Genomic DNA, 25,829 nt, shown 5'->3' on the forward strand with positions numbered 1-25,829 from the left:
GTTTCTTTCCTCCATCAGGAACGCCCCTGCGCCTGGCGCGCTCAAACCGGTGTGACCAACGCACGGGAGCCCTTCATGAGTCAGGCAGACTGGAGAGTGGAGCAGTATCGCGGCAAGGACGCCTACGTCCTGGTGTCACCCCATCGCGAGAGCGTCGCGGGCAGCATGGACGACACGCAGGTGTGGAGCTACGAGGTGCGCATTGCGGAAGAGGGCAGCGATCCCAGCGACGCGGGCGACACTGAAGTCCTGCTGAGCGGCAATCATGTATTCGCCACGCGTCATGCCGCGGAGGTGGCCGCCTTCAGCGCCGCGTACGCGCAGATCGACAAGCTGCTCGCCTAGCAGGCTTTGCCCGCCTGTCGACCCACGAGGATGTCGTTGCGCCGGTCGCGGCGACATATCTCGCTGCGCGTGTGGCTGCCTGCGTGTGGCTGCTTATATCACGTCGTGATGTATTGGCCGGCATGGCGGTCGATCGCGCGAGCGAGGTCTTTCACCGATGCCGTGCAAATAACGGTTGCCTTATGGTCGTGGATCAGCCATAATCCATCTCCTTCAGACGCGGGGTGGAGCAGTCTGGCAGCTCGTCGGGCTCATAACCCGAAGGTCGCAGGTTCAAATCCTGCCCCCGCAACCAAACATCTCTAGCAAGTCCGGTCGCTGGCAAGACTAGTGATTAGCGACTAGCGAAACAAGACCAGCAAGACAAGACTAGCGAAACAAGTCGCTAGCAGTAACATCCGCTGGCAGCCATATCTTTAGCAGGACCGTCCGGTCCCGCTTTCCCGAAACTCCCCGAAATTTCCCGCCACTTGCTGATACCGCACCGGTAACGCCCGTGCCGACTGGCATGCAGTGCCGCCATCCTGTCTCAGGTTTGCGGCGTTTGCACCAGCGATGCCGCTCGCGCAAAGGTGTCGCGCACCTGCGCTTGTCCTTCGCGCTCGGCAGCCTCGGCGCGTTCGCGCAGACGCATGCCGAGTACCTGCAGCGTACCGGCGTCCTTGCCTTGGCTTGTGCATTCGCGCATGACCTGCGCGAGTTCGGTGGTCACGTCGGCACCATCGAAGGCGCTCACCGAGAGGGCGGAGATGCGCTCGAGACAGGCGTTGACCCACGCTTCGTCATGCTTCGGTTCGGACATGTCGCTCTCCTTGTGCAGGTGGGACCCGTCAACGCCAGGGCGTGCCAATGGGCAATGGGCGCGCCAGCACGCCAGCGCACGAGCGCTCAGTGCCGCGGTGGCGGCAGATGTTGCACCGGCACCGTGGCAACGCGTCGTCGCGCGGGTTTCATGGCGCGGGCCGGCCAGAGAACATAGTTGGTATGCGGATCCATCGGCTTGCCGAAGTAGGACACCCATACCTGCACGCCGTGTTCGGTTTCGGCGACGATCGCGGCCACGGCACGTGCCGCGACCGACGGAGATTTCAGCAGATCGGCCAGCGCCTCGACGCCCTGGACCACATGATGCTTCACCCCTCTGAACCACACGTATTGACGCATGGCAGCAAGAAAACGCTTGGTCATGAAGTTGACTCTTCCTGTGTCGATGCGAGATTGAGACCAAAGCTTACACAAGAAGTTGTGACGGATTTGTAAGTCGCCGTCTGATTTTTTTCGCGGCCGTCCTTACGTCACACGCCGCGCTGTTCGCAAGCGAATTGACAAGGTCGGGGGACAGGATTACGTTCAATTCACATCGTACGATTGCGGTGCCCGCGTTGCCGATGCCTTGACCACAGGAGCTTGCCCATGACCGAGGAAATGCTGCTGCAACTGATGGTGGAAGTCGAGAAGGAGGATCCGATCGATTACGCGAACCTGCCGTTCGACGATGTGCGTCTGCGCGAGCTCGCGTGCCGGCTGATTGCCGCGCGCTCGACCGAGCTGGAGGCTTCGGGCATGTCCAAGGATGCGCTGCTGGCCACGCTGTGGGCCTCCACGGCCAAGCTGGTGCTGGAGAATATCGTGCTCAACGCGCGGCTCCTGACATTGCAGGGCGCGCCCGAGGATGCGCGGGCGCTGATCGACCGGATCGCACGGCAATCGCGCGATCAGCCCTGAATCCGCGCGCCGCTTGATCCAACGCAAGCGACGCATCGTTCACTCGATGCGATTCGGCCGCCGTTTCGCTAAAATACCGGCTTTCGTTGCGACGGCCCCCTGCGGGCGCGAGCGCGGCGCCTGACTGGAGGATTTTCGGGTGATCAAGTGGATAATCGTCGCGGCCTATGCCGGTGCCATCCTGTATGTGCATTTCCGCGGCAAGGTAAGGCTGCCCTTCATGCGCCAATTGCTGGATCACTCGGCCCTGGTCGCGCCGGTCAATTGCTTCATGTACATGTTCTCGGGCGTGCCGCGCACCCCGTATATCCCGGTCGAGCGCTTTCCCGACCTGGAGAAGCTGCGTGCCGCCTGGCCGCAGATTCGCGACGAGGGCCTCGCGCTGATCGCCATGCGCAAGATCAAGGCCGCCGACAAGAACGACGACGCCGGCTTCAACTCGTTCTTCAAGTACGGCTGGAAGCGTTTCTACCTCAAATGGTATGAAGCCCAGCACCCCTCGGCCGAGACCCTGTGCCCGAAGACCGTGGCGCTGCTGCGCGAGCTGCCGACCATCAAGGCGGCGATGTTTGCCGAGTTGCCGCCCGGCGGCAAGCTGAATCCGCACCGCGACCCGTTCGCCGGTTCGCTGCGGTACCACCTGGGTCTGTCCACGCCCAACGACGACCGCTGCTTCATCGAGGTCGATGGCGAGCGCCATAGCTGGCGCGACGGGCAGGGCGTGGTGTTCGACGAAACCTACCTGCACTGGGCCGAGAACCGCAGCGAGACCGACCGCCTGATCCTGTTCTGCGATATCGAGCGCCCGATGCGCTATCGCTGGGCAGCAGCCTTCAATCACTGGATGGGCCGCAAGGTCATGACGGCCGCGAGCTCGCCCAACGATGAAGCCGACCAGACCGGCATGATCAACAAGCTGTTCCGTTTTGTCTGGCTCGGCGGGCAGTATCGCCGGCGCTTCAAGGCCTGGAACAAGAACCTCTACTACGTGACCAAGTTCGGCCTGATCCTGGGCGGCGTGGCACTGATCGTCTTCCTGTAGCGCGGCCGCGCCTGCAGGTCCGGCACGGCGCCTCTCCCGGATGGCGGGAGAGGCAGCGCACCTTTCCGTACCCTTCGCCGCACCCCCTCGCCGCACCCCTCTGCGTACCCAGCCGGTTGCCAGCCCCGCCGCCAGCCGCTAGTCTGCCGTTCCCACCTGCCTGCGCTCGTTGCCCAGCGCCTCGTAGTGGGCGCGCTTGGCCTCGTACATGCGGCCATCGGCGATCTTGCAGGTATCGGTCAGGCGCTCGCCCTGCGAGCACGTGGCGACGCCGATCGAGAATGACAGTCGCACGCCCGGATAGAACTGGTTGTTCAGTTCCACCACCTGTTGGATCTGCTCGACCACTGTTGCCGCGCCCCGTTCGTCGCACGCCGGCAGCAGCACCATGAATTCATCGCCGCCGGTACGGGCGACGCAGGCCTGCTCGCCCACGGCTTTCTTGAGCACCTCGCCGGTCCGGCGCAGCAACGCGTCGCCGTCGCTGTGGCCGAACTGGTCGTTGACGAGCTTGAGGCCATTCAGGTCCACCGCGATGACGCTGACCGGCCACGGGCCCTTGCGGCCCAGGCGCGCGAGTTCGTCCTCGTAGTAGGCGCGGTTGAACAGCTTGGTCAGCACGTCGTGCTTGCCGAGAAATTCCACGTAGGCCTCGGCCTTCTTGCGCGCGGTGATATCGGTCAGCGACACCAGCACCTGGTCCCAGTCGGCTTCGCGCCCGGGGAAGACCGACCACTGCATATAGACGTCGACGGAACGGCCATCGAGCGCGTAGTTGATGACCTCGCGCTGCTGCCACAGCTTTTCGTGCCAGAGGTCCACCAGCTGCTCGGCAAAGTGGATGCGCATGTCGTCGCGGAACACGTCGCCCAGCCGGGACAGCAGCACGTCCTTGCTGGGCGCGCCGAACATCGACAGCGTCTGCTGGTTGACGTCGAGCACGCGGATTTCCTGCATGCAGCGTGTGACGAAGTCCGGATGCACGTTGAGGAAGGTGCGGAAGTCGGTGATACCGGCGGCGCGCACTTCGTCGAGCAGCATCTTGACCGCGCTGAAGTCCTCCACCCACAGCGACACCGGCGAATGCTCGAACAGACCCTGCGCATATTGCTGGCTGCGCCGCAGGTCGCGCTCGGTGCGCACGCGTGCGGTAATGTCCTCGATCGACAGCAGCACGCGCGACCAGTCGGTTTCGTGCCCGGGCATGACGCTGGCATCGAGGCGGATATCGAGCCGTTCGCCGTCGAGCGTGTAGTTGACGGTCTGGCTCGAGAAATGCATGCCGCCATCCCACAACTGGCCGAGTTCCTCGACGTGCTGGTCGAACATGTCGTCGCGGAACACGGCGTCCAGATTGGCCACCAGGTCGGCCAGGTCGGCCGCGCGGAACAGGTCGAGCGTGCGGCGATTGACTGCGATCACCCGGATCAGCGACGAGCAGCGCGCCACTTCATGGGGATGCGCGCGCAGGTAGGCGCGCAGGTCGGCCACGCCATCGGCGCGCAACTGGTCGAAGGCCCGGCGTACGGCGCTGAAGTCTTCGAGCCAGAGGGATACGGGCGCGAGCTGGAATAGGGTCTCGTAGTCGTCGTCGAGCCGCGAGGCAGCGCGTTCGCTGTGCAAAGGTGTTCTCCGGGATTCCCGCCTGCAGCGGTGATGTCATCAGCGCACAAGGATAGGCGAGCGCGCCCGTCTTGGGGGAATTGTTGACCGTTCGATGACCCGTATTTGCAACAGCCCGTGACCCGCGCATCACCGCGCAAGGCGATGTACCAGGCCGGCCAGCGTCTCGAGCGCGCGTTCGATTTCCGGCGCGCGCGGCGTTCCGCAGTTGATGCGCAGGTAATGGTCGAAACGCCCCGAATTGGAGAACATCGCGCCGGGCAGCACGCGGATGCCCGCCTGCAGCGCCAGGTCGAACAGGGCCTCGGACGACACCCCCGCCGGCATCTCGATCCACAGGTGCATGCCACCGCGCGGCAGCGTCAGCCGCGTTCCGGGCGGGAACGTACGGGCCACGGTAGCGGCGACCCATTCGCGCTGCACGCGCAACTGCGCGCGCATGCGGCGCAGGTGCCGTTCATAGCCACCGGTGCCCATGAAGTCGGCCACGGCGATCTGCGTCAGCATTTCGTTGGGGCGGGTGAGGCCGATCTTGAGCATCTCCACGCGTGCCTGCCAGCGGCCGGCGGCCATCCAGCCGAGCCGCAGTCCCGGTGCCAGCGCCTTGTTCAGCGAGGCGCAGTAGATCACGTTGCCGGTGGTGTCCCATGCCTTGGCCGCGGAGAGCGGCACCTCGTCGTCGACCGTATCCGAGAAGCAGTCGTCCTCGATCAGCGCGATGCCGCGCGCCTGGCACCAGTCGACCAGCCGTGCCTTGTTGGCGTTGGGCATGATGCTGCCGAGCGGATTCTGCAGGTTGGGCACCACGGCGACGGCCTTGATGTTGTCGTAGGTCCGCGTGGCGAGTTCCAGCGCCTCGAGCGAGATCCCGGTCTGCGGGCTGCACGGGATTTCGAGCGCGCGCATGCCCAGGCTTTCGAGGGTTTGCAGCAGGCCGTAGTAGGTGGGCGACTCGACCGCGATCACGTCGCCCGGCGCGGCCACGGCGCGCAACGCCAGGTGGAGGCCCTCGGTGCAGCCGTAGGTGACCACGATCTCCTCGGGCGCGACGCGGATACGGGCGCGCATGGCATGCCGCGCCATGGCCACGCGGAACGGCGTGTGCCCGTCGGCATCGACGATGCTGCCGTAGAGTTCCGGGTGCCGGCGCAGCGCGCGCGTGGTGGCGGCGCGCAACGCTTCGTTCGGATAGAGCGATGGGGCGCAGAACGCGCCGCCGAAATTGACGCGCACCTCGTGGCGCTGCCAGCGCGCCATGATCGACGAGATGCGCTCGTGCATGCCGACGAACTGGGCAGGATCGGGCAGACCCGGTTCCGGCTCGGCCAGCGGATGCAGGATCGGCCGCGCCGGGCTGCAGACGAAATACCCGGAGCGCGGCCGCGCTTCGAGCAGGCCGGCGGCTTCCAGCTCGCGGCAGGCCTGCAGCGCCGTGGACAGGCTGACGTCATGCAGCCCCATCAGCGTACGCACCGACGGCATGCGGTCGCCGGGGGAGAGCGTGCCGGACGAGATGGCCTGCCGGTAGCGGCTGGCGAGTTGCTGGTAGAGCGGTGCGGAAGCCATGCGGGCGATGATGCGTGAGCGAAAGCGGGCCGAACAGATACAGATGCGGGCGATCTGTATCGTAACAGAGCCAATTTTTTCGATCTGTTCTGTTTTTGCCTGTCTGGCCTTGTGCCTGTTGGCCTGGCGGCCCGGTCGATAGGCTGGAGTCCATTGCATGTGACAGGAGAAATGCCATGGACAACCGCCCCGCACCGTTGATTCAGGAGATCCAACTTGTCCCCGGGCAGGCCATGCGCCTGTACCTGCGGCGCGGCGCGGTCGTGCACGTGACGCAGGGCCGGGCGGAACTGGCTGGCGCCCCGGCGTGGCTGGCCGAGACCGTCTATCGCGCCCGGTGCGTGCTGGCCGCGGGCGCGGTGCAAGTGGCGGATCGTGCCGGCTGGGTGACCGTGGCGGCCGCCACCAGCGTGTCGCTGCGGGTCACGATGCCGGTGGCGCGCCCGTGGTGGTGGTCGCTGATAAAATTGCGCTCCGGCCGTTCTGGCTTCCTGCCGGGTAACGCCCGGCCACCAGACACCCAGGCCGATGTTTCATCAGGTCCCCATGCTACGACTCAGCGAAGTAAAACTCCCGCTCGACCATGACGAGGGTGCGATCGAGGCCGCCGTGCGCGCGGCGCTCGCGCAAATCGGCGTCAGGCACGACGGGCTCGTCGGTTTCAAGGTCTTCCGCCGCGCGCACGATGCGCGCAAGCGCGCCGATATCAAGCTTACCTACATCATCGATATCGAGGTGAAGGACGAGGCCGCCGCGCTGCGCCGCATGGCCGGCAAGCCAAACTGGAGCGTCACGCCGGACATGACCTATCGTTTTGTCGCACAGGCCCCGGCGGGCGGGCCGCGCACGCGGCCGGTGGTGATCGGTCTCGGGCCGTGCGGGCTGCTGGCCGGCCTGCTCCTGGCGCAGATGGGGTTCCGTCCGATCATCCTGGAGCGCGGCAAGGAAGTGCGCGAGCGCACCAAGGATACCTTCGGCCTGTGGCGCAAGAGCGTGCTGAATCCCGAGTCGAACGTGCAGTTCGGCGAAGGCGGGGCGGGTACCTTCTCGGATGGCAAGCTCTACAGCCAGATCAAGGATCCGCGGCATTACGGGCGCAAGGTGCTCGAGGAATTCGTGCGCGCCGGCGCGCCGGACGACATCCTGTACAAGGCGCGTCCCCATATCGGCACGTTCCGCCTGGTGAGCATGGTCGAGAAGATGCGTGCCGAGATGCTGTCGCTCGGTGCCGAGATCCGTTTCGAGACACGCGTGGACGACTTCGATATCGAGGACGGCCGCCTGCGCGGACTCAGGCTCTCCAGCGGCGACTACCTGGCCTGCGAGCACGTGATTCTGGCCGTGGGCCACAGCGCGCGCGATACCTTCGAGGTGCTGCACGAGCGTGGCGTGTTCATGGAGGCCAAGCCGTTCTCGCTCGGCTTCCGCATCGAACACCCGCAGGGCATGATCAATCGCAGCCGCTTTGGCAAGTTTGCCGGCAACAAGCTGCTCGGGGCGGCCGACTACAAGGTGGTGCATCACTGCAGCAACGGCCGCGCCGTCTACAGCTTCTGCATGTGCCCGGGCGGCACGGTGGTGGCGGCGGCGTCGGAGCCGGGCCGGCTGGTGACCAACGGCATGAGCCAGTACTACCGCGCCGAGCGCAATGCAAATGCCGGCATCGTGGTGGGCATTACGCCGGAACAGGATTATCCGGGTGGCCCGCTCGCCGGCATCGCGTTCCAGCGCAAGTGGGAGGAGCGCGCGTTCGTGCTCGGTGGCGGCGACTATCGTGCGCCGGGGCAACTGGTGGGCGATTTCCTCGCGGGCCGGGCGTCGACCTCGCTTGGCTCGGTCGAGCCGTCGTACAAGCCCGGCGTGACGCCGACCGACCTCAGTACCGCGTTGCCGGACTACGTGATCGCGGCGATTCGCGAGGCGTTGCCGGAGATCGACAGGAAGGTGGCCGGCTTTGCCATGCACGATGCCGTGCTGACGGGCGTGGAGACGCGTACCTCGTCGCCGCTACGCATCCGGCGCGATGAGACGCTGCAGAGCATCAATGTGAAGGGGCTGTATCCGGCCGGCGAGGGTGCCGGGTATGCCGGCGGCATCTATTCCGCGGCGATCGATGGCATCGAGGTGGCCGAAGCGGTGGCAAAGGCGATTGCGCGGGACTGAGGCTTACGGGCGCACGCCGTGACCGAGGTACGTGGCGGCGCCCGCGCCGGCCACGCGTCCGCTGGCAAAGCAGGCCGTCAACAGATAGCCGCCCGTCGGGGCCTCCCAGTCGAGCATCTCTCCCGCGCAGAACACGCCGGGCATCGGCTTCAGCATCAGCTGGTCGTCCATCGCCTCGAAACGCACGCCGCCGGCACTGCTGATGACCTCGTCGAGCGGCCGTGCGCGCACGAGTCGCAACGGCAGGGCCTTGATCGCCGCGGCGAGCGCGGCCGCATCGTGCATCGCGTCCTTCGACAACGCCTCGCGCAGCAGGCCTGCCTTGACGCCGGTGATCCCCAGACAGCTTTGCAGATGGCTCGACACCGAACGCGAACCTCGTGGCTTGCCGATTGCCGCGGCCACATTCTCCGCGCTGCGGCCGGGCGCCAGGTCAAGCGTGATGGTGGCGTGCCCGTGAACGTCGATCAGGTCGCGGATCGGCGCGGACAACGCATAGACCAGGCTGCCTTCGATGCCGGTCTGGCTGACGACGAATTCCCCCTGGCGCACATGGCGGGTGCCATCCGGACCGGTCACCGCGAGCGCCACCGACTTGACCGGTTCGCCCGCATGCCGCGCGCGAAATACCTCGCTCCACGCGATATCGAATCCGCAGTTGGCCGGCCGCAATGGCGCCACTTCGACCCCGTGCGCGGCCAGTATCGGCAGCCAGGCGCCATCCGAGCCGAGACGTGCCCAACTGCCGCCGCCGAGCGCCAGCACCACCGCCCGCGCGGACACGACGTGCTCCCCCTCGCGGGTAGCGAAGCGCAGCCCATGCCGGCCCGCGTCCGGTTCGGCAAAGCCCTGCCAGCGGTGCCGCATGTGAAAGCGCACGCCGCGCTCGCGCAGGCGGTGCAGCCATGCGCGCAGCAACGGCGCGGCCTTCATGTCGGTGGGGAAGACGCGGCCGGAGCTGCCAACGAAGGTGTCGATGCCGAGCGCATGCACCCAGGCGCGCAGGGCTTCGGCGTCGAAAGCATCGAGCAACGGGGCGATGCGGTCGGCACGGGCGCCATAGCGCTGGCGGAACGCTGCCGCGGGCTCGGCGTGGGTCAGGTTCATGCCGCTCTTGCCGGCCATCAGGAACTTGCGTCCGGCCGACGGCATGGCGTCGTAGACATCCACGGCGATGCCGCGCGCGGCCAGTACCTCGGCCGCCATCAGGCCGGCCGGGCCACCGCCGATGACGACGGCACCGTCGGTGCAAAAGTCGGTGGGAGCAGCGGCCATGAGAACGATTCGCGGGAGGGAAGGGGCGAATTATAAGTGGCGGCTGAAGGTGTGGCTGCAGGTGTGGCTGAAGGTGTGGCCGAAGATGGCGGAAGAGACACGACAGGGACGCGCAAGGGACGCGCAAGGCAGGCGGAACCCCCACCAAAGCGCGACCGACGCGCGACCGACGCGCGACAGCAAGGTCGAGAGGAAGGCGGCCGCTAAGCGGGGGCCGGCTGCCGCCGCGCGGCGGCGCTAGGTTCGCTGGCGAACATCGGGCGCGGGCCGTGGACGGGATACTGGCCGCTGTCTGTTGTCCCGTTCCTCCACTGCCCTGGAGTGCGCCATGACCGCGCCCGCGCGCAATCACGCCATCGACATGTACAAGGGCCTCGGCATCCTGCTGGTGGTGGCCGGCCATGCCTGGGCCGTGCCGGAGCCGGTGTACAAGGCCATCTACTCGATGCATATCCCGGCATTCCTGCTGCTCGCCGGGCTGATGAGCCAGCCGGCGCGCGCTGCGGTGGCGCCTGGCAGCTACGTGGCCGGCAAGTTCCGACGGTTGGTGCTGCCGGCCTGGGGCATGGGGCTGCTGCTGTCGCTGCCGTACCTTGCGGCGACGGGCCTGGGCCGCGTCGCGCCCGAGGAATTCGCTCTGCGGCTATGGGGCACGCTGTCGGGCTCGGCCATCAACGAGTGGAATTTCGTCAGCACGCCGCTCTGGTATCTGTTCTGCCTGTTCTGGCTGGAGGCGCTTGCCGCATGCCTGGCGCGCTGGGGCGCTGCGGTGGCCGGCCTCGTCATGACCGCGCTGGGCCTGGCGTGGATGCTGGTGTCGCAAGGCGAGGCGACCTGGTCGGACGATCCGCCCCTGGAGTGGCCGTTTGCCACGCGCGCCACGGGCAGCGCCATGGCGTTCTTCGGTTGCGGCATGTGGCTCGGCGCGCGCGGTCATGTCGCGTTCCGGCGGCCGTCGCTGACGGCCAGCCGCGTGGCGGCGCTGCTGCTGGTCCTGGGCCTGTGGGCGCTGACGATGGCGGCGTCGCCTGACGTGCTCAATCTCTCGCGCAACCGCATCGCGCAAGGGCCGCTGGCGCTCGCGCTGAACCTGGCCGCGGCGCTCGCCGGGGCCTATGTGCTGTGGCAGCTCGCGGTCCTGGTGCCGGCCTCGCGCTTGCTGTGCTGGCTCGGGCAGCACACATTGCCGGTATTCGGCTTCAACTATGCGGTGAACAAGCTCGTGCATGCGGTGCTTGGCATGGCGGGTGTGCGCGTGGCCCACCTGGGCGCATGGTGGTGGTGCCTGGCCATGGTGGAACTGCTGGTGCTGATGGCGCTCGCGTGGCTGCTCGACCGTGCCGGGCCGCTCGGCGACCTGTTCAACGGCCGGCCGCTCGGGGCCGGGCGGCAACGGCTGGCGGTGCGCGGCGGACAGCGGGCAGTAGAATGAGGCTTTGCCGCGCGGTACCGCCATGTCCCCTGAACCTTCCCTGTCTTCCCACGACGATCAGGTCGTCGCCGAGGTGTGTCACTGGCTGACACGCGCCGTCATCGGCCTCAACCTGTGCCCGTTCGCCAAGGCCGTGCATGTGAAGGACCAGGTGCGCTATGTGGTGAGCCACGCCACCGACGAGGCCGCGGTGTTCGATGCGCTCGACCGCGAGCTGCGCTGGCTCGCGGCGGCCGATCCCGCGCTGACCGACACCACCTTGCTGATCCTGCCGGATGCCCTGCAGGATTTCCTCGCGTACAACGATTTCCTGTACCTCGCCGACAACCTGCTGCAAAGCCTGCGGCTCGACGGTGTGCTGCAGATCGCGAGCTTTCATCCGGCCTACCAGTTCGAAGGCACCGCGCCCGACGATATCGAGAACTACACCAATCGTGCGCCGTATCCGATCCTGCATCTGCTGCGAGAGGACAGCATCGAGCGTGCGGTAGCGGCGTTTCCCGATGCCGCGGATATCTACGCGCGCAACGAGGCCACCATGCGCCGGCTTGGCCTGGCCGGCTGGCGGGCGTGGATGGCGGGGCGCGGGGGAGGGGGGAGGGGGGAGGGGGAGGCGACCGACGCGGCCGCCGCGCAGGACGGCAAGCCGCGCGGTCAGACCTGAGCGGGCGTAAAGAAGCGCGCCTCCAGTTCCGCCAGCCCCAGCGAATCGAGCACGTTGGCCAGACGCTCGGCCGGCCGCCGGCGTGGCAGGTCCTTGTACTGCGCGACGATAAGCTCGTTCTTCATCGAGTGCTCCCAGCCCACGAGTTCGGTCACGCTGACCTGATAGCCGTGCGCTTCGAGCTGCAGGCAGCGCAGCACGTTGGTGACCTGGCTGCCGAATTCGCGGGTATGAATCGGATGCCGCCAGAGCTCCGTGAGCGGATTGCCAGCCAGCTGCACGCCCTTGTTCTTGCGCAGCACCGCCGCCACCTCGGCCTGGCAGCACGGCACCAGCACGATATGGCGGGCCTGCCTGGCCAGCGCAAAGCGGATGGCGTCGTCGGTGGCGGTATTGCAGGCATGCAGGGCCGTGACCACGTCGACGGTCTGCGGCAGCGCCGGCGAGGCGATCGAATCCGCGACCGACAGGTTCAGGAACGACATGCCCGCGAAGCCGAGCCGCGTGGCGAGTTCCTGCGAGCTGGCCACCAGTTCCTCGCGCGTCTCGATGCCATAGATATGGGACGCATCCTGCAGGGCCTTGAAGAAGAGGTCGTAAAGGATAAAGCCGAGATACGACTTGCCCGCGCCATGATCCACCAGCGATACGGCGCCGCGCGCGTCTTTCACGTCCTGCAGCAGCGGCTCGATGAATTGGAACAGGTGGTAGACCTGCTTGAGCTTGCGCCGGCTGTCCTGGTTCATCTTGCCGTCGCGCGTCAGGATATGGAGCGCCTTGAGCAGTTCGATGGACTGGCCCGGACGGATCTCGTGCGTGTTGGGCGCGGCCGGCGCATGGGCTGCACTGACGGCCTTGGCGGCAGGGGCGGCAGGGGCGGCAGGGGCGCCATGCGGCGCGGTGGACGGTTTGCGCGCGGCCGGCTTGGCGCGCGTGCGGGGCGAGGACGGAGTGGCGGACATGACGGGGTGCGCTTCGCGCGGAAGCGCCGGGCGATGAAAGACGACCTGAGGCAACGATGGGCAACGGCATCAAGACGCCGCCCGCAACCGCCAGTTTACCCAATTGGCCGTGCCCGGTGCGTCACACGCGAATTGCAACCCTACTTTTGTAGGCTCAAGTTCCCCCGCCTCTGGCCGTAGATGACGGATCGACGACAACTATTAGCTGGCATTCCGGTGGATCCCCGCGGAAGGATCATGGACCCATGGGTCCGCACCTGTGTCGGCCTGGCCGGAAGAGAAACGGGGACACATGATTACCGACGGGGGATTGCGCCTGGAATTAAGCCAGCCTGGCGAGCAGGTACGCGCGTGTTACGTGCCCGATGCGGGCCGCATGCCGCCCGATCGCACCATGCTGCAAGCCTGCCTGGAAGAGCACGGCTGGCAGGACGCGCGCCTCGACCAGGCGGCCGTGGTGGCCTTCCTGAGCCAATGCCAGCTTGCCGAACACGAACTCGATGCCGTGATCGGCCAGCTGCTCGACGGCGAATTCGAGCTTGAGGTTTCGCCGGACCAGCTGGTGCTGCGCATGACGCTGGTTGCGCCCGAGGGCGGCCGGCCGATCGAGATCGAAGACATTCGCAGCGCGGCGGCAGGCATGCATGTCACGGCGCCGCTCGACCTCGCGGCGATCGAGGCAGCCCTGGCCCAGGGCAACTGCGAGAACCTCGAGATCGCGCGCGGTACCCCGCCCGTGGTCGGTACGCCGGCCATCTTCACCAGCCTCGTGCAGCCGCGCAAGCCGGCCCAGGTCGAGGATGAAGGCGTCCACTTCGACCTGCGCGACCTCGGCAGCCTGCTGCTGGTCAATCCCGGTACCGCGCTGATGCGTCGCACTCCCGCGGTGGCGGGGCGCGATGGCGTGGACCTGTTTGGCAAGCCGCTGCCCGCCGACGAGGTGGAAGACACGCCGTTCGCCGACGACCTGACCGGTGTTTCGGCCGATCCCAACGATCCCAACCTGCTGCTGGCGGTGATCGCCGGCTCGCCCAAGGTGCTGCCGCATGGCGTGTGCGTCAGCCCCGTGGTCGATGTGGAAGCGGTGGACCTGCATTCGGGCAACGTGACCTTCGACGGCTCGCTGCGCGTGTCCGGCGATATCCGTACCGGCATGTCGGTCAAGGTGACCGGCGATGTCGTGGTCAACGGCACCATCGAGGCCGCGCACGTGGAGGCCGGGGGCGATGTCATCGTCAAGGGCGGCATTATCGGCAAGGCCGAGACCGCGCACGGCGATGCCAACGAAATTGCCAGCGTGCGCACCAAGGGCGCGGTGCACGCGCGCTATATCCAGAATGCGATTGTCGAGGCGACGACCGAGGTGATCGTCGAGAGCGGCATCCGCCAGAGCGACGTGTCCGCGGGCGAGCGCGTGGTGGTCGGGACGCCGACCGGGCAGGGCAGCATCAGCGGCGGCCGTACCCGTGCCATGGCGCTGGTCAGCGTGGCGGTGCTGGGCGCGCCCGCGGGGACCGCGACCACCGTGCAGGTGGGCCTCAATCCGTTTGCCGACGAACAGCGCGCCGCGCTCGAAGCACGCCGCCGCAAGGTGACGGAGGATCAGGCCAAGCTGCAGCAGCTGGTGGCGTTCTTCGCCAAGCATCCGGAACGGGCCACGGGCGACGTCCGCGAGAAGGCGCGCGCGACGATGCACAAGATCAATCGCGACCTGTTCGAAATCGAGGCCGAGATTGCGCAGCTGGCCGAGCAGATGAAGCCGTCGGACAACGCGGTGATCGCGGCCGGGCGGCGTATTCACGGCGGCGTGACGCTGCAGGTCGGGCACAAGGTGCTCAAGGTCATGGAAGACAAGCCTGGCGGCCAGGTGCGGGTGGTGGATGACCGCATTTCGGTGAACTGATGCAGGGCAAGGGGGCGGGGCGAACGGATCGGGGCGCTTGATCCGGTAAGCCGACCCCGGTGAACCGACCCCGATGAGCGGGGCCCGGCTGGCATGCGCCATCGCCGGGTGACGTGCCGCGGCATGGCGCGCCGCCGCATGACGCGCTTCGTTACGTGTGCGGTGACACGTTACGTCAGTCGTAACATCGCGGCTGGCGTCCGTAGCCTGCCGCGGTGGGCCCGCCAGTTCTCTGACTCCACCGGCCGCGCAATGCCGTCAAGGGTTTGCGGGTAGCCGCCCACTTCCGGTGCAAGGTGCCACGAACTGGCATTGCGGCTGGCACGCGCTTTGCACATTCCTCGTATCACACCAATAACTACGGGGAGCAAACCGATGTCTGCGATCGTGATCGAATCCCATCCGCTGGTACGACTGGGCATGCAGCGCATGCTGGAGCGCATGCCTGGCATCGGCAGCGTCCGCAGCCTGGAGCCTGCCGCCGTCCTGGGCCTGGAGGAAAGCATGGACGACGCGCTGGTCCTGTTCGGCATGTCCGGCGATGCCGCCGACAACTGGTACCTGCTGCGACGCCTGCATCAGGCCATGCCGCATGCGCGCATCCTGCTGCTGTCGGACAACATGTGGCTGCGCGTGCCGTCGTCGCTGCAGCTGTGCGGCGTGGTGGAGCACTTGCCGAAGTCGGTCTCCATCGAACGGCTGGAGGCGAGCGTGCTCAACCTGCTTGGCGACGACGTGGTGCCCCTGCCGTTGCCCGGGATGACGTCGTGGCAGGTTGCGCGCCATCAGTAACCGCGCTGGGGGGGCGACGCCAGGGCGACGCTGGGGCGACGCGAGGGCGACCGCCGTCTCGCTAGCGGCGCCAGGCGACCTGTGCCACCGCGGCACAGGTGGCGATGCCCCCCGTCCACTTGCGTGTGGTGACCATCCTGATCTGCCGTGCATCGATCGCCGCGATTGGGTGCTGCCGGCGTTCCGACAGGCTGGTGGCAACGTCGTGGACTGCCGCCTTGCACTGTGTCTCTGCCGTGCTGGTGCGCAGCACATAGTTCATGTAGCGGTAATTGACGGTAAGCGTAAAGCCATCCGGCACGTAGTCGACCGTGTATTCGGTGGCCATGTCGTAGGTCGACATCTGCCGCGGCGCGGCGGAGGCCGGCGCGGATAGCGATGCCGGGGGTGACACCGCGGGCGACGCCGGTCGCGGGGTCGTGCCGCACGCCGCCAGCGCTACGCAGGCCATGGCAGGCAATACCGTTCTGATTTTCACTGCAGGAACTCCGTCGATGGAAGGCAGATCAGCACGGCATGGTAGCAGCACTCGACCGGCCCCGGCCTGTTGTATCGCACGCATCAGAAAAGTCTAATTTTCCGTCGACGCGAGTTTTTCCGGCGCTGCCGTGCCTAGAATCGCCTCCAATGTTCGTGGCCCACGAACGCCGTCCGGAGGACTCGTCGCCATGCTCCTGCCCATCGCAAAAGCCCCGCAGCCAGACGCGAAGCGCTTTGGCGAACTGGTGCACCTGATCGACCAGCCGCACCCCGACGAACTGCAGCTGAAACGCTGCGAGTACGGCATCGAGCGTTGCATTCAGGGCGTGCAGCCGCCCGCGGATCTGGCGCGCTGTTTTACCGCGCGCGCGATGGTACGGCTGATCCGCCGCGACGCCCCGGGCGCGCTCGCGGCCGCGCACAACGCGGCCTTGCTGCGACCGACGCGGCCCGAGGTCATCGCGCGCCTGTTGATGCTGCTGCGCAGCGTCGGGGCCTATGCGGCGGCGGGCGAGCTTGCCGATCGGCTGACCACCTCGGCCACCTCGACCACCTCGACCACCTCGGCCGTGGCCAGCGTATCGTGCGCGCGCGAAATCGTGCTGACTTGTCTGGCGCAGTTTCGCGACGGGGACGCGCTCCACGTATTGCGCGCGCTCGGCCGTCGCGGACGCCTCCTGGTAGACCGGGATATCGATGCCATCGCCATCGCGCGCCGCATGGCGCTGCGCCAGGAAGCCGGCTACACCCCCGATGATCTCGCGCGGTTGCTGCGCGGTGCCCTCGACGTGATCCGCAACGAGGCGGGCCTGTGGCCACTGCGATGCCACCAGCAGGCGCTCGACGATGGCTCGTGCCTGCACTGGCTGTACCTGGACGCGTCCGTCGAGCGGTGCGCGCACATCGACACGCTGATCCTCGAACGGCTGATCGCGCAGTTCCCGCGCGTGGGCGCCGAGGTGATGTCGATCTGCTGTCTGCCGCTGGAAGCATACTTCGCGCCGCCGTGCGAGTGAGGCCTCTCGTGCCGCGCGGGCGGGTCTTGGGCAGGCACGTCGTGCCCTGGCACGTCTCCACCCAGGCACGTCTCACCCCGGCACGTCTCACCAGGGCACGTCTCACCCAGGCACGTCTCCACCCAGGCACGGCTCCACCCAGGCACGGCTCCACCCAGGTACGTCTCACCAGGCAAGTCTTACCCAGGCAAGTCCAGCGTGCGTACCAGAAAGTCCCGCACGCCCGACCGTTCGCGGCTGGTGGCGAGCCCGATGCCGACATGCAGCGCCGACCCTTCCCGCAGCGGGCGGTAGCACACCCCATCGTGCCGGATCGCCGCGAACGAGGCCGGCAGCAGGGCCACGCCGCGGCCGCTGGCCACGGCGGCGAGCAGCACGTGATGGTCCGCGGGCTCCTCCAGCAACGGCGGTGCAAATCCGTGGCGCGCGAAGATAGCCTGGCAATGATCGAAAAAGGCCGGCTGGCGCGAACGCCGGAACCAGAACAGCGCGTCGGTGCGCAGGTCCGCAAGGGCTACGCGCCTGCGCCGTGCCAGGCGATGGGTGGTCGGCAGTACCGCGAGCAGCGGTTGTTGCTCGAGGACGTCGATGACCAGGTCGGCGGTGTGCGTGGGCAGGGCGATAAACGCGGCATCCAGTTCGCCGCGCGACAGCTGCCTGACCAGTCGCGGTGACGCGTCGCTGACCAGCGAGGTGCGCACGCCCTGCGCATCGATGGCCTGCAGCAACTGGTGGAACCACGTCGATGCCACCGCCGACGTGGCGCCGATGCGCAGACGCGCGGGGACGGGGTCGGCGGCAACCGCCCGTTGTGCCGCTTCCAGCAGGCGCAGGATTTCGCGCGCGAGCGGCAGCAGTCGCTCCCCGGCGGCGGTCAGCCTGACGCGCTGCGTATTGCGCTCGAACAGCGCGGTGCCAAGACGCGCTTCCATCAGCCGGATGGCACGGCTCAGCGGCGGCTGGCTGATATGCAGGATCTCCGCGGCCTGGCGGAAACTGAGCGTTTCCGCCACCGCGACGAATTGGCGCAAGGCGCGCGAGTCGAGTCGGTCCGTCATACAGAAAAGGTATCACACATCCGGTCATTCCCGCGCGGGCCCCGGCTTCGTAAAGTGCTTCCATTCACCTCAAGGAGCCTTTCGATGCGCGAAGCCAAACATGACGTAGTCAAATCGGAGCGTCGCCTGCGCGGCGAGGACATGCTGGTGCGCGTGGACGGCAAGGAGGGCGTGCGCGTGGTGGAGCAGTTCGGCGCGAGCTTTCCGGACTTTGCCAACTACGTGCTGGAGTTTCCGTTCGGCGACATCTATGCGCGGCCCGGCCTGGGTTTGCGCGAGCGGGAAATCGCGGTCGTGGCCGCGCTGTGTGCAATGGGCACGGCCGCGCCGCAATTGCGGGTCCATCTCCATGCCGCGCTCAACGTCGGCTGCACGCCGCGCGAGATCGTGGAGGTCGTCATGCAGATGGCGGTGTATGCGGGCTTTCCGGCAGCGCTGAACGGTCTGGCGGCGGTCAGGGAAGTGTTCGCGGCGGAAGGCATCGCGCTGCCGCTCGAAGACGAGTAACCAGCGCGATCAGACGCTCAGGTGCCGACGCCCGCCGCGCGCCGCAGCGCCGCGCGCGCCAGCAAGCGGGTCGAGTCCAGCGTGGGCAACGGCGAGTTGGCGTCGTTCATGACCAGTGGCAATTCGGTGCAGGCCAGGGCCACGGCATCGCAGCCGTTCTGCTTCATGCCCGCGATGACACTGGCCAGATAGTCCACCTGCGCGGAGGTGCGCACGCCTGGCACCAGTTCGTCCATGATGAGCCGGCCGACCGCGACCTGCTGGTCGTGCGACGGACGGGCGAAGTCCAGGCCATGTTGGCGCAAACGCTCCGGATACAGCGCGCTCTGGGTCAACCAGAACGTGCCAAGGATGCCGATCTTGCGCAGCCCGCGCCGTACCGCTTCCTCGGCCACCACGTCGACGATATGGAGCCAGGGCAACGGGGAACGCGGCTGTACCAGATGAAACGCCTGATGGATGGTGTTGTCGGGGCAGATCAGGAAGTCAGCGCCGCTGCGCGCCAGTCGATCCGCCGAATCCAGCATCAGGTCCGCCACGCCCTGCAGGTCGCCTGCGTCGAGGCAGTCGACATAGCGATGCAGGGAAGGGGTGTGCATCGATACTTCGGGATGCCGGTGATCGCCGCCGAGCAGCGCGCCACCCTCGGTGCAGAGGGTGCGGTAGCACAGCGCCGCGCCTTCGGCCGAACAGCCTACGATGCCGATATGTCCCGGGGCGCGCTCGGGTACGTGTTCGGGGGCATGCTCGGGTCCGTGTTGAGGGCGAGGGCCTGGCTTGCGAGGGGCTTGATCAGGAATCATGCGGATCTCCCATGGTCCAGAAACGGATTCTGCCCCATCAAGCCTCCGCCGGAGACGCCTGCCCCGCAAGCCAAACAAAAAACCCGCGAAGCAAGCGCTGCGCGGGTTCCAGGTTCAGGTGATTTGACCACCTGCGGGGTACAACTGTCGCGGTACATCCATCGTTCATCCATCGTTCATCCATGGAGTACGCCGCAAGTGGTCCGCAAATGGTGCCGAAGAGAGGAATCGAACCCCCGACCTTCTCATTACGAATGAGCTGCTCTACCGACTGAGCTACTTCGGCATCACCATCCGATTGGTATCGGATAGAGCCCGCAATATTAGCAGCGACTTTTGGATTTGTGAAGCCCTCCCGCCATCTTTTTTGCGCGGGTCGGGTTGGGGTTCAGAACACCAGCGTGGCGGTGCCGAGGATGGTGGCCGTACTGTCCAGACGGTTGGTGCTCGATACCGTCGGTACCCAGCGCAGGCTGAACGAGAGCGGCGCCTTGCCGCCGAGCTTGGTGTCGTAGGTCACGATCGGGCCGAGAGCAAAATCGCGCCCGCGAAAGCCGTTGAGGCGGTCGGCGAGCGGGCCGGTGTCATTGCCGAGCTGCTGGACGGTACCCATGACGAGCCCCAGGCCAAAGCCGTTGGCAAATCGCTTCAGGCCCATCAGGTCGAGCGTGAACAGCGGCGCGTTCTGGTAATCCGTGGCGGTGTTGCGCGTATAGAACTGCAAGCCGGCAACGGCGTTGAACTCGAGTCCGTATTGCGGCGCGAGGTGGGTGTACGCGATCTGGGGGACAAACGTCCAGTTGTTGAGGCTGGCATTGGCCAGGGCGTTGACGTCGTATTTGCCGGTCGGCGCCCAGATGTTGAAGCTCAGCGCGAGATGGTCGGTATGCGAAATATGGTAACCGGCGATGATCGGCGTGAAATACAGATCGAACAGATTCGAGACACGATCGGAACTGCCGCGCGAGACATTGTTGACGGCGACATGCGTGTGAACGGATTCCCACAGGTACGGCAAGGTAAAGCTCGAGGCAAAGTTCCAATGCCCGGGGCCGGTGTCCCACACCTTGAGGAACGTTGCGAGCGTAAACGAGGCCTTCGCGTCGATACCGGCCGACAGGCGATTGGCAATCGGCACCAGGCGCTCGCCGCCGATCGAGCCATTGAGATAGAGCTCGCTGATGTTGACGGCCATGACGGGCTCGGGCGGCACGATGCCGGCGTTGGTGGTCACGCCGGTGCCGGCCACGGGGCGGCCCAGCGCGCCTTCGGTGGCGTGTGCCGCGAGCGGCGTGGTCAGGCAGCACAGCGCCAGCACGCCGTGTGCGACGGTCGGCCCAACGAGGCGGGAAACGAAGCGCGAAACGAAGCGCGATAGCACGCACGAGGCGAAGCGCGATACCACGCACGAGGCGAAGCGACGCGTATGCTGGGCAGGTCCGTGCGGGGCGTCGTGTGCAACGACGCGCGAGACAGCGCGGCAAGGGCCGCGCAAAGCGATGGGCATGGTCAGAATCGATCGATTGTCACAGAGATGCGTCCGGCCGGCGGGGCAGGGCACATCCCTATCGTTGCAGATCGATTCCGCGAAGGGAATTTAGACTTGTCGAGGCGCGAATTGAATCATTTCGTCCGCGCGGATCCGCGCGGACGTCCGACATTGCAAGATCGATATCGCGATATCGCGATGTCGTTGTCAGACTCCGCCGCTGCGCGGCCCGTCAGCCCTTGGCTTGCGCTTCCCGGTGATAGCGCGTGACGCGATCGACTTCGTTCTTCGAGCCGAGGATCACCGAGACGCGCTGATGCAGTTGGGTCGGCTGTACGTCCAGAATGCGCTCCTGACCATTGGTCGCGGCGCCGCCGGCCTGCTCGACCAGCATGGCCATCGGATTGGCCTCGTACATCAGGCGCAGCTTGCCCGGCTTCTCCGGCTCGCGCTGGTCCCACGGATACATGAACACGCCGCCGCGCGTCAGAATGCGGTGCACGTCGGCCACCATCGAGGCCACCCAGCGCATGTTGAAGTTCTTGCCGCGCGGACCTTCCTCGCCGGCCAGGCATTCGTCGATGTACTGGCGCACCGGCGGAGCCCAATGGCGCATGTTGGACATGTTGATGGCGAATTCCCTGGTGTCCTCCGGAATCTTCACGTCGGACTGCGTCAGCACGAAGCTGCCCGCCTCGCGATCGAGCGTGAACATGTGCACGCCATTGCCGACCGTCAGTACCAGCGTGGTCTGCGGCCCGTACACCGCGTAGCCGGCTGCCACCTGATGCGTGCCTGGCTGCAGGAAATCGTGCTCGGTCACGGTCTGGCCCGGCTTGGGCATGTGCAGCACCGAGAAGATGGTGCCGATCGACACGTTCACGTCGATATTGGACGAACCGTCGAGCGGATCGAACAGCAGCAGGTATTCGCCCTTGGGGTAGCGGTTGGGAATCTCGTAGAACGAATCCATCTCCTCCGACGCCATGGCCGCGAGGTGGCCACCCCATTCGTTGGCGTCGAGCAGTACTTCGTTGGCGATCACGTCGAGCTTCTGCTGCGTTTCGCCCTGCACGTTGCCGGTGCCGGCCGAGCCCAGCACGCCCGCGAGGGCGCCCTTGCTGACGGCGTTGGAGATGGCCTTGCAGGCGCGCGCCACCACTTCGATCAGCAGCCGCAGTTCGGGCTGGATCGTGTTGTGCTGGCGCTGCTCCTCGACCAGGTATCGGGTGAGACTGATGCGTGTCATGTGGGTTCTCCTTGGATGGGCGCCATTCTACAGGGCGCCGCGTGCGTCCGATGCGTGCGGGGCCTCAGGCAGCCAGGGCCTTGCCGACGATTTCGCGCACATCGCGCGACAGCGTGCTGGTCGCCGCCACGCGCTCCAGCGCGGCGCGCATGCGCTCGCGCAGCGGCAGCGCGTACTTCTGCCAGCGGTCCATCACACGCGCCAGGCGGGCCGCCACCTGCGGGTTGATCGCATCGAGCGCGAGCACCTGATCGGCCCAGAACGCGTAGCCCGAGCCGTCCTCGGCATGGAACTGCGCCGGGTTGCCCGAACAGAAGCTGAAGATCAGCGAGCGCGCGCGGTTGGGATTGCGCAGGTTGAAGGCGGGATGCTCCATCAGTTGCCGCACCGTGTCGATGGTGCGCTTGCCCGCATGCGGGCCCACCTCGCCGCGCTGCATGCCCTGCAGCGAGAACCATTTGTCGATGACGAGTGCGTCGTGCTCGAAGCGCTGGTAGAAGTCGGCCAGCGCATGCTCGCGTCCCGGCGCAAAGCTGTTGACCAGTGCCGACAGCGCGGCAAAACGGTCGGTCATGTTGTCGGCCTGCTGGTAGTGGCGGTCGGCCAGGGCCTGCATGTCGGCCGCGCCGCTGTCGGCCAGGTAGCCGAGCGCGAGGTTGCGCAGCGCGCGCCGGGCGGCGGCATCGGCGTCGGGCGAGTACGGGCCCGGGGTGGCATTGGCCTCGTACGCGGCCAGCCATTCGGCCTTGAGTGCGCACGCCAGGCCCTCGCGCAGGAACAGGCGCGCACGATGAATCGCGGCCGGGTCGGCCACGCCCATGCGTTCGGCGAGGTAGGCCTCGGCCGGCAGCATCAGTGCCTGCTCGCGGAACGCGGGGTGGAGCGTGCCGTCGGTCAGCACCGCGCGGAACGCGTCGACCAGCGCGCGGTCGAGCTTGAGTTCGCGCCCCGCCTGCACGTCGGCCACCAGTTCGAGCAGCACGCGCGTGGCCAGGCGCTGGCCGGCTTCCCACCGGTTGAACGGATCGCTGTCGTGCTTCAGCAGGAAGGTCAGATCGTCGTCGGTGTATTCGTAGTCGACGATCACCGGCGCCGAGAAATTGCGCAGCAGCGACGGCCGGGGCGCATCGCCGCTCGGCAGATTGATCAGGCGGAAGGTCTGCTCGGCCTGCGTGAAATCGAGCACGCGCGTGGTGTCGCCCGGAGCGGCCTCGCCTTCGAGTTGCAGCGGCAGGTCGGCGCCGTCCTTGCCGATCAGGCCGAGCGCGAACGGAATATGGAACGGCTGCTTCTCGGGCGTGCCGTCGCGCGTTTCGATGCCGACCTTCGGGCAGCGCTGCGTGAGCGTGAGGTCGAGCGTGCCGGTGCCGGCGTGCCACGTGGTACGTACCGTGACCACCGGCGTGCCGGCCTGGCTGTACCAGAGGCCGAATTGCGTGAGATCGCGGCCATTGGCGTCGGCCATGGCGCGGCGGAAGTCGTCGCAGGTCACGGCCTGGCCGTCATGGCGCTCGAAATAGAGGTCCATGCCCTTGCGGAAGCCGTCGCGGCCGAGCAGGGTCTGGTACATGCGCACCACCTCGGCGCCCTTCTCGTAGACCGTGACCGTATAGAAGTTGTTGATTTCCTCGTAGCTGTCGGGGCGCACCGGATGTGCCATCGGGCCGGCGTCCTCGGGGAACTGCACCTGGCGCAGCACGCGCACGTCTTCGATGCGCTTGACCGCGCGACCCGACTCCGAGCCCATCATGTCGGCCGAGAACTCCTGGTCGCGGAACACGGTCAGGCCTTCCTTGAGCGACAGCTGGAACCAGTCGCGGCAGGTCACCCGGTTGCCCGTCCAGTTATGGAAGTACTCGTGCCCGACCACCGATTCGATATTGGCGAAGTCGACATCGGTCGCGGTCTGCGCGTTGGCCAGCACGTACTTGGTGTTGAAGATGTTGAGGCCCTTGTTCTCCATCGCGCCCATGTTGAAGTCGCCCACGGCGACGATCATGAAGCGGTCGAGATCGAGCTCCAGGCCGAAGCGGCGCTCGTCCCAGTGGATCGCGTGGATCAGCGAGTCCATCGCATGGCGAGTCTTGTCGAGGTCCTGTGCCTCGACCCAGACCTGCAGCAGCTTTTCCTTGCCCGACGCCGAGACGATGCGTTCCTCGATGCATTCGAGCTTGCCGCCCACTAGCGCAAACAGGTACGACGGCTTGCGGAACGGGTCTTCCCACACCGCCTCGTGGCGGCCATCGGGCAGCGCGCGCTCGCTCAGCAGGTTGCCGTTGGAGAGCAGTACCGGATACGCGGCGCGGTCCGCGCGCAGCGTGACACGGTAGGTCGCCATCACGTCCGGGCGGTCGAGGAAGTACGTGATGCGGCGGAAGCCCTCCGCTTCGCACTGCGTGAAGAAGTTGCCATTGGACACATACAGGCCCGACAGCGTGGTATTGGCGCCGGGGTTGCACGCGGTGGTGATCTCCAGCGTGCCCTGCGCCGGCAGCGCGCTCAGCGTCAGCGTGCCGGTCTCGGTGCGATATTGCGTGAAAGGCTGGCCGTCGAGGCGGATGCCGACCAGTTCGAGTTCCTCGCCCACCAGCATCAGGGGAGCGTCGGCCGCACCGGCGGCACGCGCGAAGCGCAGCGTGCTGGTGACGAGCGTGCGCTGCGGGTCGAGTTCGAGCACCAGATCGACATGATCGATCGCGAACGCGGGCGGGGTATAGTCCTTGCGATAGACGGTAACGGGCGTATCGGTGCGAAGCATGGGGACATCCTGTGGGCGGAAATCGAGGGCAAGGCGCCCGGCGGCGATGCCGGCGCCGAAGCCCTCATTGTAGCCAACGAGGTGGAACGGGGTCGGCCGCCGGGCGGGAACGCCGGCCGCGGCGTCCGGTCTGACCAGGCGGGGTCGGCGGCAGGCGAATCAGTTGGGGAACCAGACATGTGGCAAGACATGTGGCGAGACATGTGGCAAGACACGCAGCAAGACATGCGGCAGGACGCGAAGCACCGGCCGGACCGGGCAGGGCGCACGGCACGCCCGTGGACACGATGGCTGACGCTCGGCACCACCATGGTCGCGGCGTTATGGCTTGCCGGGTGCGCGAGCACGGTGACCACCGAGGTTACGGCGTTTGGCCAGTCGGGCTGGCAGAACGACGCGCCGCGCACCTACGCGTTCGAGCATACGCCCCAGCAGGAGACCCAGCTCGACCGCCAGACCTACGAGCAGTGGCTGGCGGCCGCGCTGGCGGGCCTCGGCTTCGAGGCGTTGCCGGCCGCGCAGGCCCGCTACCTGGTCAGCATGGACTACGACGCCGCGCCCGGCTTTGTGCGCGTGGCCGAGACCGTTTATCCCGATCCGTGGTACGGCCCATGGGGGCCGTACTGGGGACCCTATGGCTGGTACCGTCCCTACGGTCCGTGGGGCTGGGGTCCCGGCTGGGGACCGGGCTACTGGCCGCCGCAGACCGTGGTGCGCGACGTGCCGGTGACCTTTGCCAGCCTGCGCGTCTATTTCAAGGATGCGAAGTCCGGCAAGCGGGTGTACCAGGTGACCGCGCGCAACACCTCCGAAGGTGGCAACCTGACCAGCGTCATGCCTTACATGATCCGCAGTGCCTTTGCCGATTTCCCGCTCGAGAGCGGCCGTCCGAGGCGCGTCACGCTGGAGGTGGAGAAGGGGAAATAATCGAAAAAGAAGCCATGCCCGATGGCGTGGGCTGGGCTAGAATGGCTGCT

General features: G+C 66.8%; 24 protein-coding genes and 2 tRNA genes. 13 read left to right on the top strand and 13 right to left on the bottom strand.

Annotated elements, in window-relative coordinates:
- Window positions 1-75 precede the first annotated feature (75 nt).
- Together DFLDMN_RS19320 and DFLDMN_RS19325 are read left to right on the top strand one after the other, a co-directional pair.
- A complete protein-coding gene (locus DFLDMN_RS19320) occupies window positions 76-345 on the top strand; it encodes a hypothetical protein (RefSeq protein ID WP_423196455.1) in 270 nt (89 codons plus the stop codon).
- Window positions 346-563: 218 nt separating this feature from the next.
- Window positions 564-640 (top strand) — tRNA-Met (locus DFLDMN_RS19325).
- Window positions 641-874: 234 nt separating this feature from the next.
- Here DFLDMN_RS19325 and DFLDMN_RS19330 read toward each other — a convergent pair.
- Entirely contained in the window at window positions 875-1,147 is a 273-nt protein-coding gene (locus tag DFLDMN_RS19330) for a hypothetical protein (RefSeq protein WP_423196456.1), read from the bottom strand.
- 86 nt (window positions 1,148-1,233) lie between these two features.
- Complete coding sequence (locus DFLDMN_RS19335) at window positions 1,234-1,533, bottom strand: hypothetical protein (RefSeq protein WP_423196457.1); 300 nt, start codon at window positions 1,531-1,533, stop codon at window positions 1,234-1,236.
- Window positions 1,534-1,758: 225 nt separating this feature from the next.
- Here DFLDMN_RS19335 and DFLDMN_RS19340 point away from each other — a divergent pair, with 225 nt between their 5' ends.
- Window positions 1,759-2,070, top strand: coding sequence for a hypothetical protein (locus tag DFLDMN_RS19340; RefSeq protein WP_423196458.1), 312 nt, complete (start codon window positions 1,759-1,761; stop codon window positions 2,068-2,070).
- Window positions 2,071-2,209: 139 nt separating this feature from the next.
- Entirely contained in the window at window positions 2,210-3,112 is a 903-nt protein-coding gene (gene lpxO / locus DFLDMN_RS19345; protein WP_423196459.1) for a lipid A hydroxylase LpxO, read from the top strand.
- Between the two features lie 138 nt (window positions 3,113-3,250).
- Here the strand turns inward: lpxO and DFLDMN_RS19350 are convergent, their stop codons facing one another.
- Entirely contained in the window at window positions 3,251-4,735 is a 1,485-nt protein-coding gene (locus DFLDMN_RS19350) for a sensor domain-containing diguanylate cyclase (protein ID WP_423196460.1), read from the bottom strand.
- 129 nt (window positions 4,736-4,864) lie between these two features.
- Window positions 4,865-6,301, bottom strand: coding sequence for a PLP-dependent aminotransferase family protein (locus tag DFLDMN_RS19355; RefSeq protein WP_423196461.1), 1,437 nt, complete (start codon window positions 6,299-6,301; stop codon window positions 4,865-4,867).
- Window positions 6,302-6,477: 176 nt separating this feature from the next.
- Here DFLDMN_RS19355 and DFLDMN_RS19360 point away from each other — a divergent pair, with 176 nt between their 5' ends.
- The gene (locus DFLDMN_RS19360; RefSeq protein WP_423196462.1) at window positions 6,478-6,888 is read left to right on the top strand and encodes a hypothetical protein; all 411 of its coding nucleotides are present in this window, start codon (window positions 6,478-6,480) and stop codon (window positions 6,886-6,888) included.
- The gene (locus DFLDMN_RS19365) at window positions 6,848-8,464 is read left to right on the top strand and encodes an NAD(P)/FAD-dependent oxidoreductase (RefSeq protein WP_423196463.1); all 1,617 of its coding nucleotides are present in this window, start codon (window positions 6,848-6,850) and stop codon (window positions 8,462-8,464) included. The genes DFLDMN_RS19360 and DFLDMN_RS19365 overlap by 41 nt, the downstream gene beginning before the upstream one ends.
- A 3-nt stretch (window positions 8,465-8,467) precedes the next feature.
- On the opposite strand, the gene DFLDMN_RS19370 is transcribed toward DFLDMN_RS19365, so the two are convergent.
- Window positions 8,468-9,739, bottom strand: coding sequence for a TIGR03862 family flavoprotein (locus DFLDMN_RS19370; protein ID WP_423196464.1), 1,272 nt, complete (start codon window positions 9,737-9,739; stop codon window positions 8,468-8,470).
- Between the two features lie 328 nt (window positions 9,740-10,067).
- On the opposite strand from DFLDMN_RS19370, the gene DFLDMN_RS19375 reads away from it, so the two are divergent.
- Together DFLDMN_RS19375 and DFLDMN_RS19380 are read left to right on the top strand one after the other, a co-directional pair.
- Complete coding sequence (locus tag DFLDMN_RS19375) at window positions 10,068-11,171, top strand: acyltransferase family protein (RefSeq protein WP_423196465.1); 1,104 nt, start codon at window positions 10,068-10,070, stop codon at window positions 11,169-11,171.
- 22 nt (window positions 11,172-11,193) lie between these two features.
- Window positions 11,194-11,835 carry a DUF1415 domain-containing protein gene (locus tag DFLDMN_RS19380; RefSeq protein ID WP_423196466.1) on the top strand — a complete coding sequence of 214 codons (642 nt, stop codon included), beginning with the start codon at window positions 11,194-11,196 and terminating at the stop codon, window positions 11,833-11,835.
- Here the strand turns inward: DFLDMN_RS19380 and DFLDMN_RS19385 are convergent.
- Window positions 11,826-12,797 (bottom strand): class I SAM-dependent methyltransferase, encoded by a 972-nt coding sequence (locus DFLDMN_RS19385; RefSeq protein WP_423196467.1) that lies wholly within the window; start codon window positions 12,795-12,797, stop codon window positions 11,826-11,828. The genes DFLDMN_RS19380 and DFLDMN_RS19385 overlap by 10 nt on opposite strands.
- Before the next feature lie 292 nt (window positions 12,798-13,089).
- On the opposite strand from DFLDMN_RS19385, the gene DFLDMN_RS19390 reads away from it, so the two are divergent.
- Both DFLDMN_RS19390 and DFLDMN_RS19395 read left to right on the top strand, forming a co-directional pair.
- Window positions 13,090-14,700, top strand: coding sequence for a DUF342 domain-containing protein (locus tag DFLDMN_RS19390; RefSeq protein WP_423196468.1), 1,611 nt, complete (start codon window positions 13,090-13,092; stop codon window positions 14,698-14,700).
- 375 nt (window positions 14,701-15,075) lie between these two features.
- Window positions 15,076-15,492 carry a DNA-binding response regulator gene (locus tag DFLDMN_RS19395; RefSeq protein WP_423196469.1) on the top strand — a complete coding sequence of 139 codons (417 nt, stop codon included), beginning with the start codon at window positions 15,076-15,078 and terminating at the stop codon, window positions 15,490-15,492.
- A 61-nt stretch (window positions 15,493-15,553) separates the two neighbouring features.
- Here DFLDMN_RS19395 and DFLDMN_RS19400 read toward each other — a convergent pair whose 3' ends face one another.
- Entirely contained in the window at window positions 15,554-15,970 is a 417-nt protein-coding gene (locus DFLDMN_RS19400; RefSeq protein WP_423196470.1) for a hypothetical protein, read from the bottom strand.
- A gap of 190 nt (window positions 15,971-16,160) precedes the next feature.
- Between DFLDMN_RS19400 and DFLDMN_RS19405 the strand changes: the two genes are divergently transcribed.
- On the top strand, window positions 16,161-16,988 hold the full coding sequence (locus DFLDMN_RS19405) for a hypothetical protein (RefSeq protein WP_423196471.1): 828 nt from the start codon (window positions 16,161-16,163) through the stop codon (window positions 16,986-16,988).
- A gap of 179 nt (window positions 16,989-17,167) precedes the next feature.
- Here the strand turns inward: DFLDMN_RS19405 and DFLDMN_RS19410 are convergent, their stop codons facing one another.
- Entirely contained in the window at window positions 17,168-18,046 is an 879-nt protein-coding gene (locus tag DFLDMN_RS19410; protein WP_423196472.1) for a LysR family transcriptional regulator, read from the bottom strand.
- An 84-nt stretch (window positions 18,047-18,130) separates the two neighbouring features.
- On the opposite strand from DFLDMN_RS19410, the gene DFLDMN_RS19415 reads away from it, so the two are divergent.
- Complete coding sequence (locus DFLDMN_RS19415) at window positions 18,131-18,553, top strand: carboxymuconolactone decarboxylase family protein (protein WP_423196473.1); 423 nt, start codon at window positions 18,131-18,133, stop codon at window positions 18,551-18,553.
- 17 nt (window positions 18,554-18,570) lie between these two features.
- On the opposite strand, the gene DFLDMN_RS19420 is transcribed toward DFLDMN_RS19415, so the two are convergent.
- The 5 genes from DFLDMN_RS19420 to pepN form a co-directional block, all read right to left on the bottom strand.
- Window positions 18,571-19,356 carry an aspartate/glutamate racemase family protein gene (locus tag DFLDMN_RS19420; RefSeq protein ID WP_423196474.1) on the bottom strand — a complete coding sequence of 262 codons (786 nt, stop codon included), beginning with the start codon at window positions 19,354-19,356 and terminating at the stop codon, window positions 18,571-18,573.
- A 210-nt stretch (window positions 19,357-19,566) separates the two neighbouring features.
- Window positions 19,567-19,642: transfer RNA gene (locus tag DFLDMN_RS19425), tRNA-Thr, on the bottom strand.
- 102 nt (window positions 19,643-19,744) lie between these two features.
- Window positions 19,745-20,863 carry a SphA family protein gene (locus tag DFLDMN_RS19430; protein ID WP_423196475.1) on the bottom strand — a complete coding sequence of 373 codons (1,119 nt, stop codon included), beginning with the start codon at window positions 20,861-20,863 and terminating at the stop codon, window positions 19,745-19,747.
- A 214-nt stretch (window positions 20,864-21,077) separates the two neighbouring features.
- On the bottom strand, window positions 21,078-22,094 hold the full coding sequence (locus tag DFLDMN_RS19435) for a class 1 fructose-bisphosphatase (protein ID WP_423196476.1): 1,017 nt from the start codon (window positions 22,092-22,094) through the stop codon (window positions 21,078-21,080).
- Window positions 22,095-22,158: 64 nt separating this feature from the next.
- On the bottom strand, window positions 22,159-24,852 hold the full coding sequence (pepN, locus tag DFLDMN_RS19440) for an aminopeptidase N (protein ID WP_423196477.1): 2,694 nt from the start codon (window positions 24,850-24,852) through the stop codon (window positions 22,159-22,161).
- 309 nt (window positions 24,853-25,161) lie between these two features.
- On the opposite strand from pepN, the gene DFLDMN_RS19445 reads away from it, so the two are divergent.
- Window positions 25,162-25,779, top strand: a complete 618-nt coding sequence (locus DFLDMN_RS19445; RefSeq protein ID WP_423198484.1) for a DUF4136 domain-containing protein — start codon at window positions 25,162-25,164, stop codon at window positions 25,777-25,779.
- The last annotated feature ends 50 nt before the right edge of the window (window positions 25,780-25,829 follow it).

The sequence above is a fragment of the Cupriavidus sp. H19C3 genome, from assembly GCF_049393815.1.
Lineage (GTDB): Bacteria > Pseudomonadota > Gammaproteobacteria > Burkholderiales > Burkholderiaceae > Cupriavidus.

Coding starts and splice junctions, on each gene's coding strand:
- DFLDMN_RS19320 (WP_423196455.1), top strand. CDS start 76: ATGAGTCAGGCAGACTGGAGAGTGGAGCAGTATCGCGGCAAGGACGCC.
- DFLDMN_RS19330 (WP_423196456.1), bottom strand. CDS start 1,147: ATGTCCGAACCGAAGCATGACGAAGCGTGGGTCAACGCCTGTCTCGAG.
- DFLDMN_RS19335 (WP_423196457.1), bottom strand. CDS start 1,533: ATGACCAAGCGTTTTCTTGCTGCCATGCGTCAATACGTGTGGTTCAGA.
- DFLDMN_RS19340 (WP_423196458.1), top strand. CDS start 1,759: ATGACCGAGGAAATGCTGCTGCAACTGATGGTGGAAGTCGAGAAGGAG.
- DFLDMN_RS19355 (WP_423196461.1), bottom strand. CDS start 6,301: ATGGCTTCCGCACCGCTCTACCAGCAACTCGCCAGCCGCTACCGGCAG.
- DFLDMN_RS19360 (WP_423196462.1), top strand. CDS start 6,478: ATGGACAACCGCCCCGCACCGTTGATTCAGGAGATCCAACTTGTCCCC.
- DFLDMN_RS19365 (WP_423196463.1), top strand. CDS start 6,848: ATGCTACGACTCAGCGAAGTAAAACTCCCGCTCGACCATGACGAGGGT.
- DFLDMN_RS19370 (WP_423196464.1), bottom strand. CDS start 9,739: ATGGCCGCTGCTCCCACCGACTTTTGCACCGACGGTGCCGTCGTCATC.
- DFLDMN_RS19375 (WP_423196465.1), top strand. CDS start 10,068: ATGACCGCGCCCGCGCGCAATCACGCCATCGACATGTACAAGGGCCTC.
- DFLDMN_RS19380 (WP_423196466.1), top strand. CDS start 11,194: ATGTCCCCTGAACCTTCCCTGTCTTCCCACGACGATCAGGTCGTCGCC.
- DFLDMN_RS19385 (WP_423196467.1), bottom strand. CDS start 12,797: ATGTCCGCCACTCCGTCCTCGCCCCGCACGCGCGCCAAGCCGGCCGCG.
- DFLDMN_RS19390 (WP_423196468.1), top strand. CDS start 13,090: ATGATTACCGACGGGGGATTGCGCCTGGAATTAAGCCAGCCTGGCGAG.
- DFLDMN_RS19395 (WP_423196469.1), top strand. CDS start 15,076: ATGTCTGCGATCGTGATCGAATCCCATCCGCTGGTACGACTGGGCATG.
- DFLDMN_RS19405 (WP_423196471.1), top strand. CDS start 16,161: ATGCTCCTGCCCATCGCAAAAGCCCCGCAGCCAGACGCGAAGCGCTTT.
- DFLDMN_RS19410 (WP_423196472.1), bottom strand. CDS start 18,046: ATGACGGACCGACTCGACTCGCGCGCCTTGCGCCAATTCGTCGCGGTG.
- DFLDMN_RS19415 (WP_423196473.1), top strand. CDS start 18,131: ATGCGCGAAGCCAAACATGACGTAGTCAAATCGGAGCGTCGCCTGCGC.
- DFLDMN_RS19420 (WP_423196474.1), bottom strand. CDS start 19,356: ATGATTCCTGATCAAGCCCCTCGCAAGCCAGGCCCTCGCCCTCAACAC.
- DFLDMN_RS19430 (WP_423196475.1), bottom strand. CDS start 20,863: ATGCCCATCGCTTTGCGCGGCCCTTGCCGCGCTGTCTCGCGCGTCGTT.
- DFLDMN_RS19435 (WP_423196476.1), bottom strand. CDS start 22,094: ATGACACGCATCAGTCTCACCCGATACCTGGTCGAGGAGCAGCGCCAG.
- pepN (WP_423196477.1), bottom strand. CDS start 24,852: ATGCTTCGCACCGATACGCCCGTTACCGTCTATCGCAAGGACTATACC.
- DFLDMN_RS19445 (WP_423198484.1), top strand. CDS start 25,162: ATGGTCGCGGCGTTATGGCTTGCCGGGTGCGCGAGCACGGTGACCACC.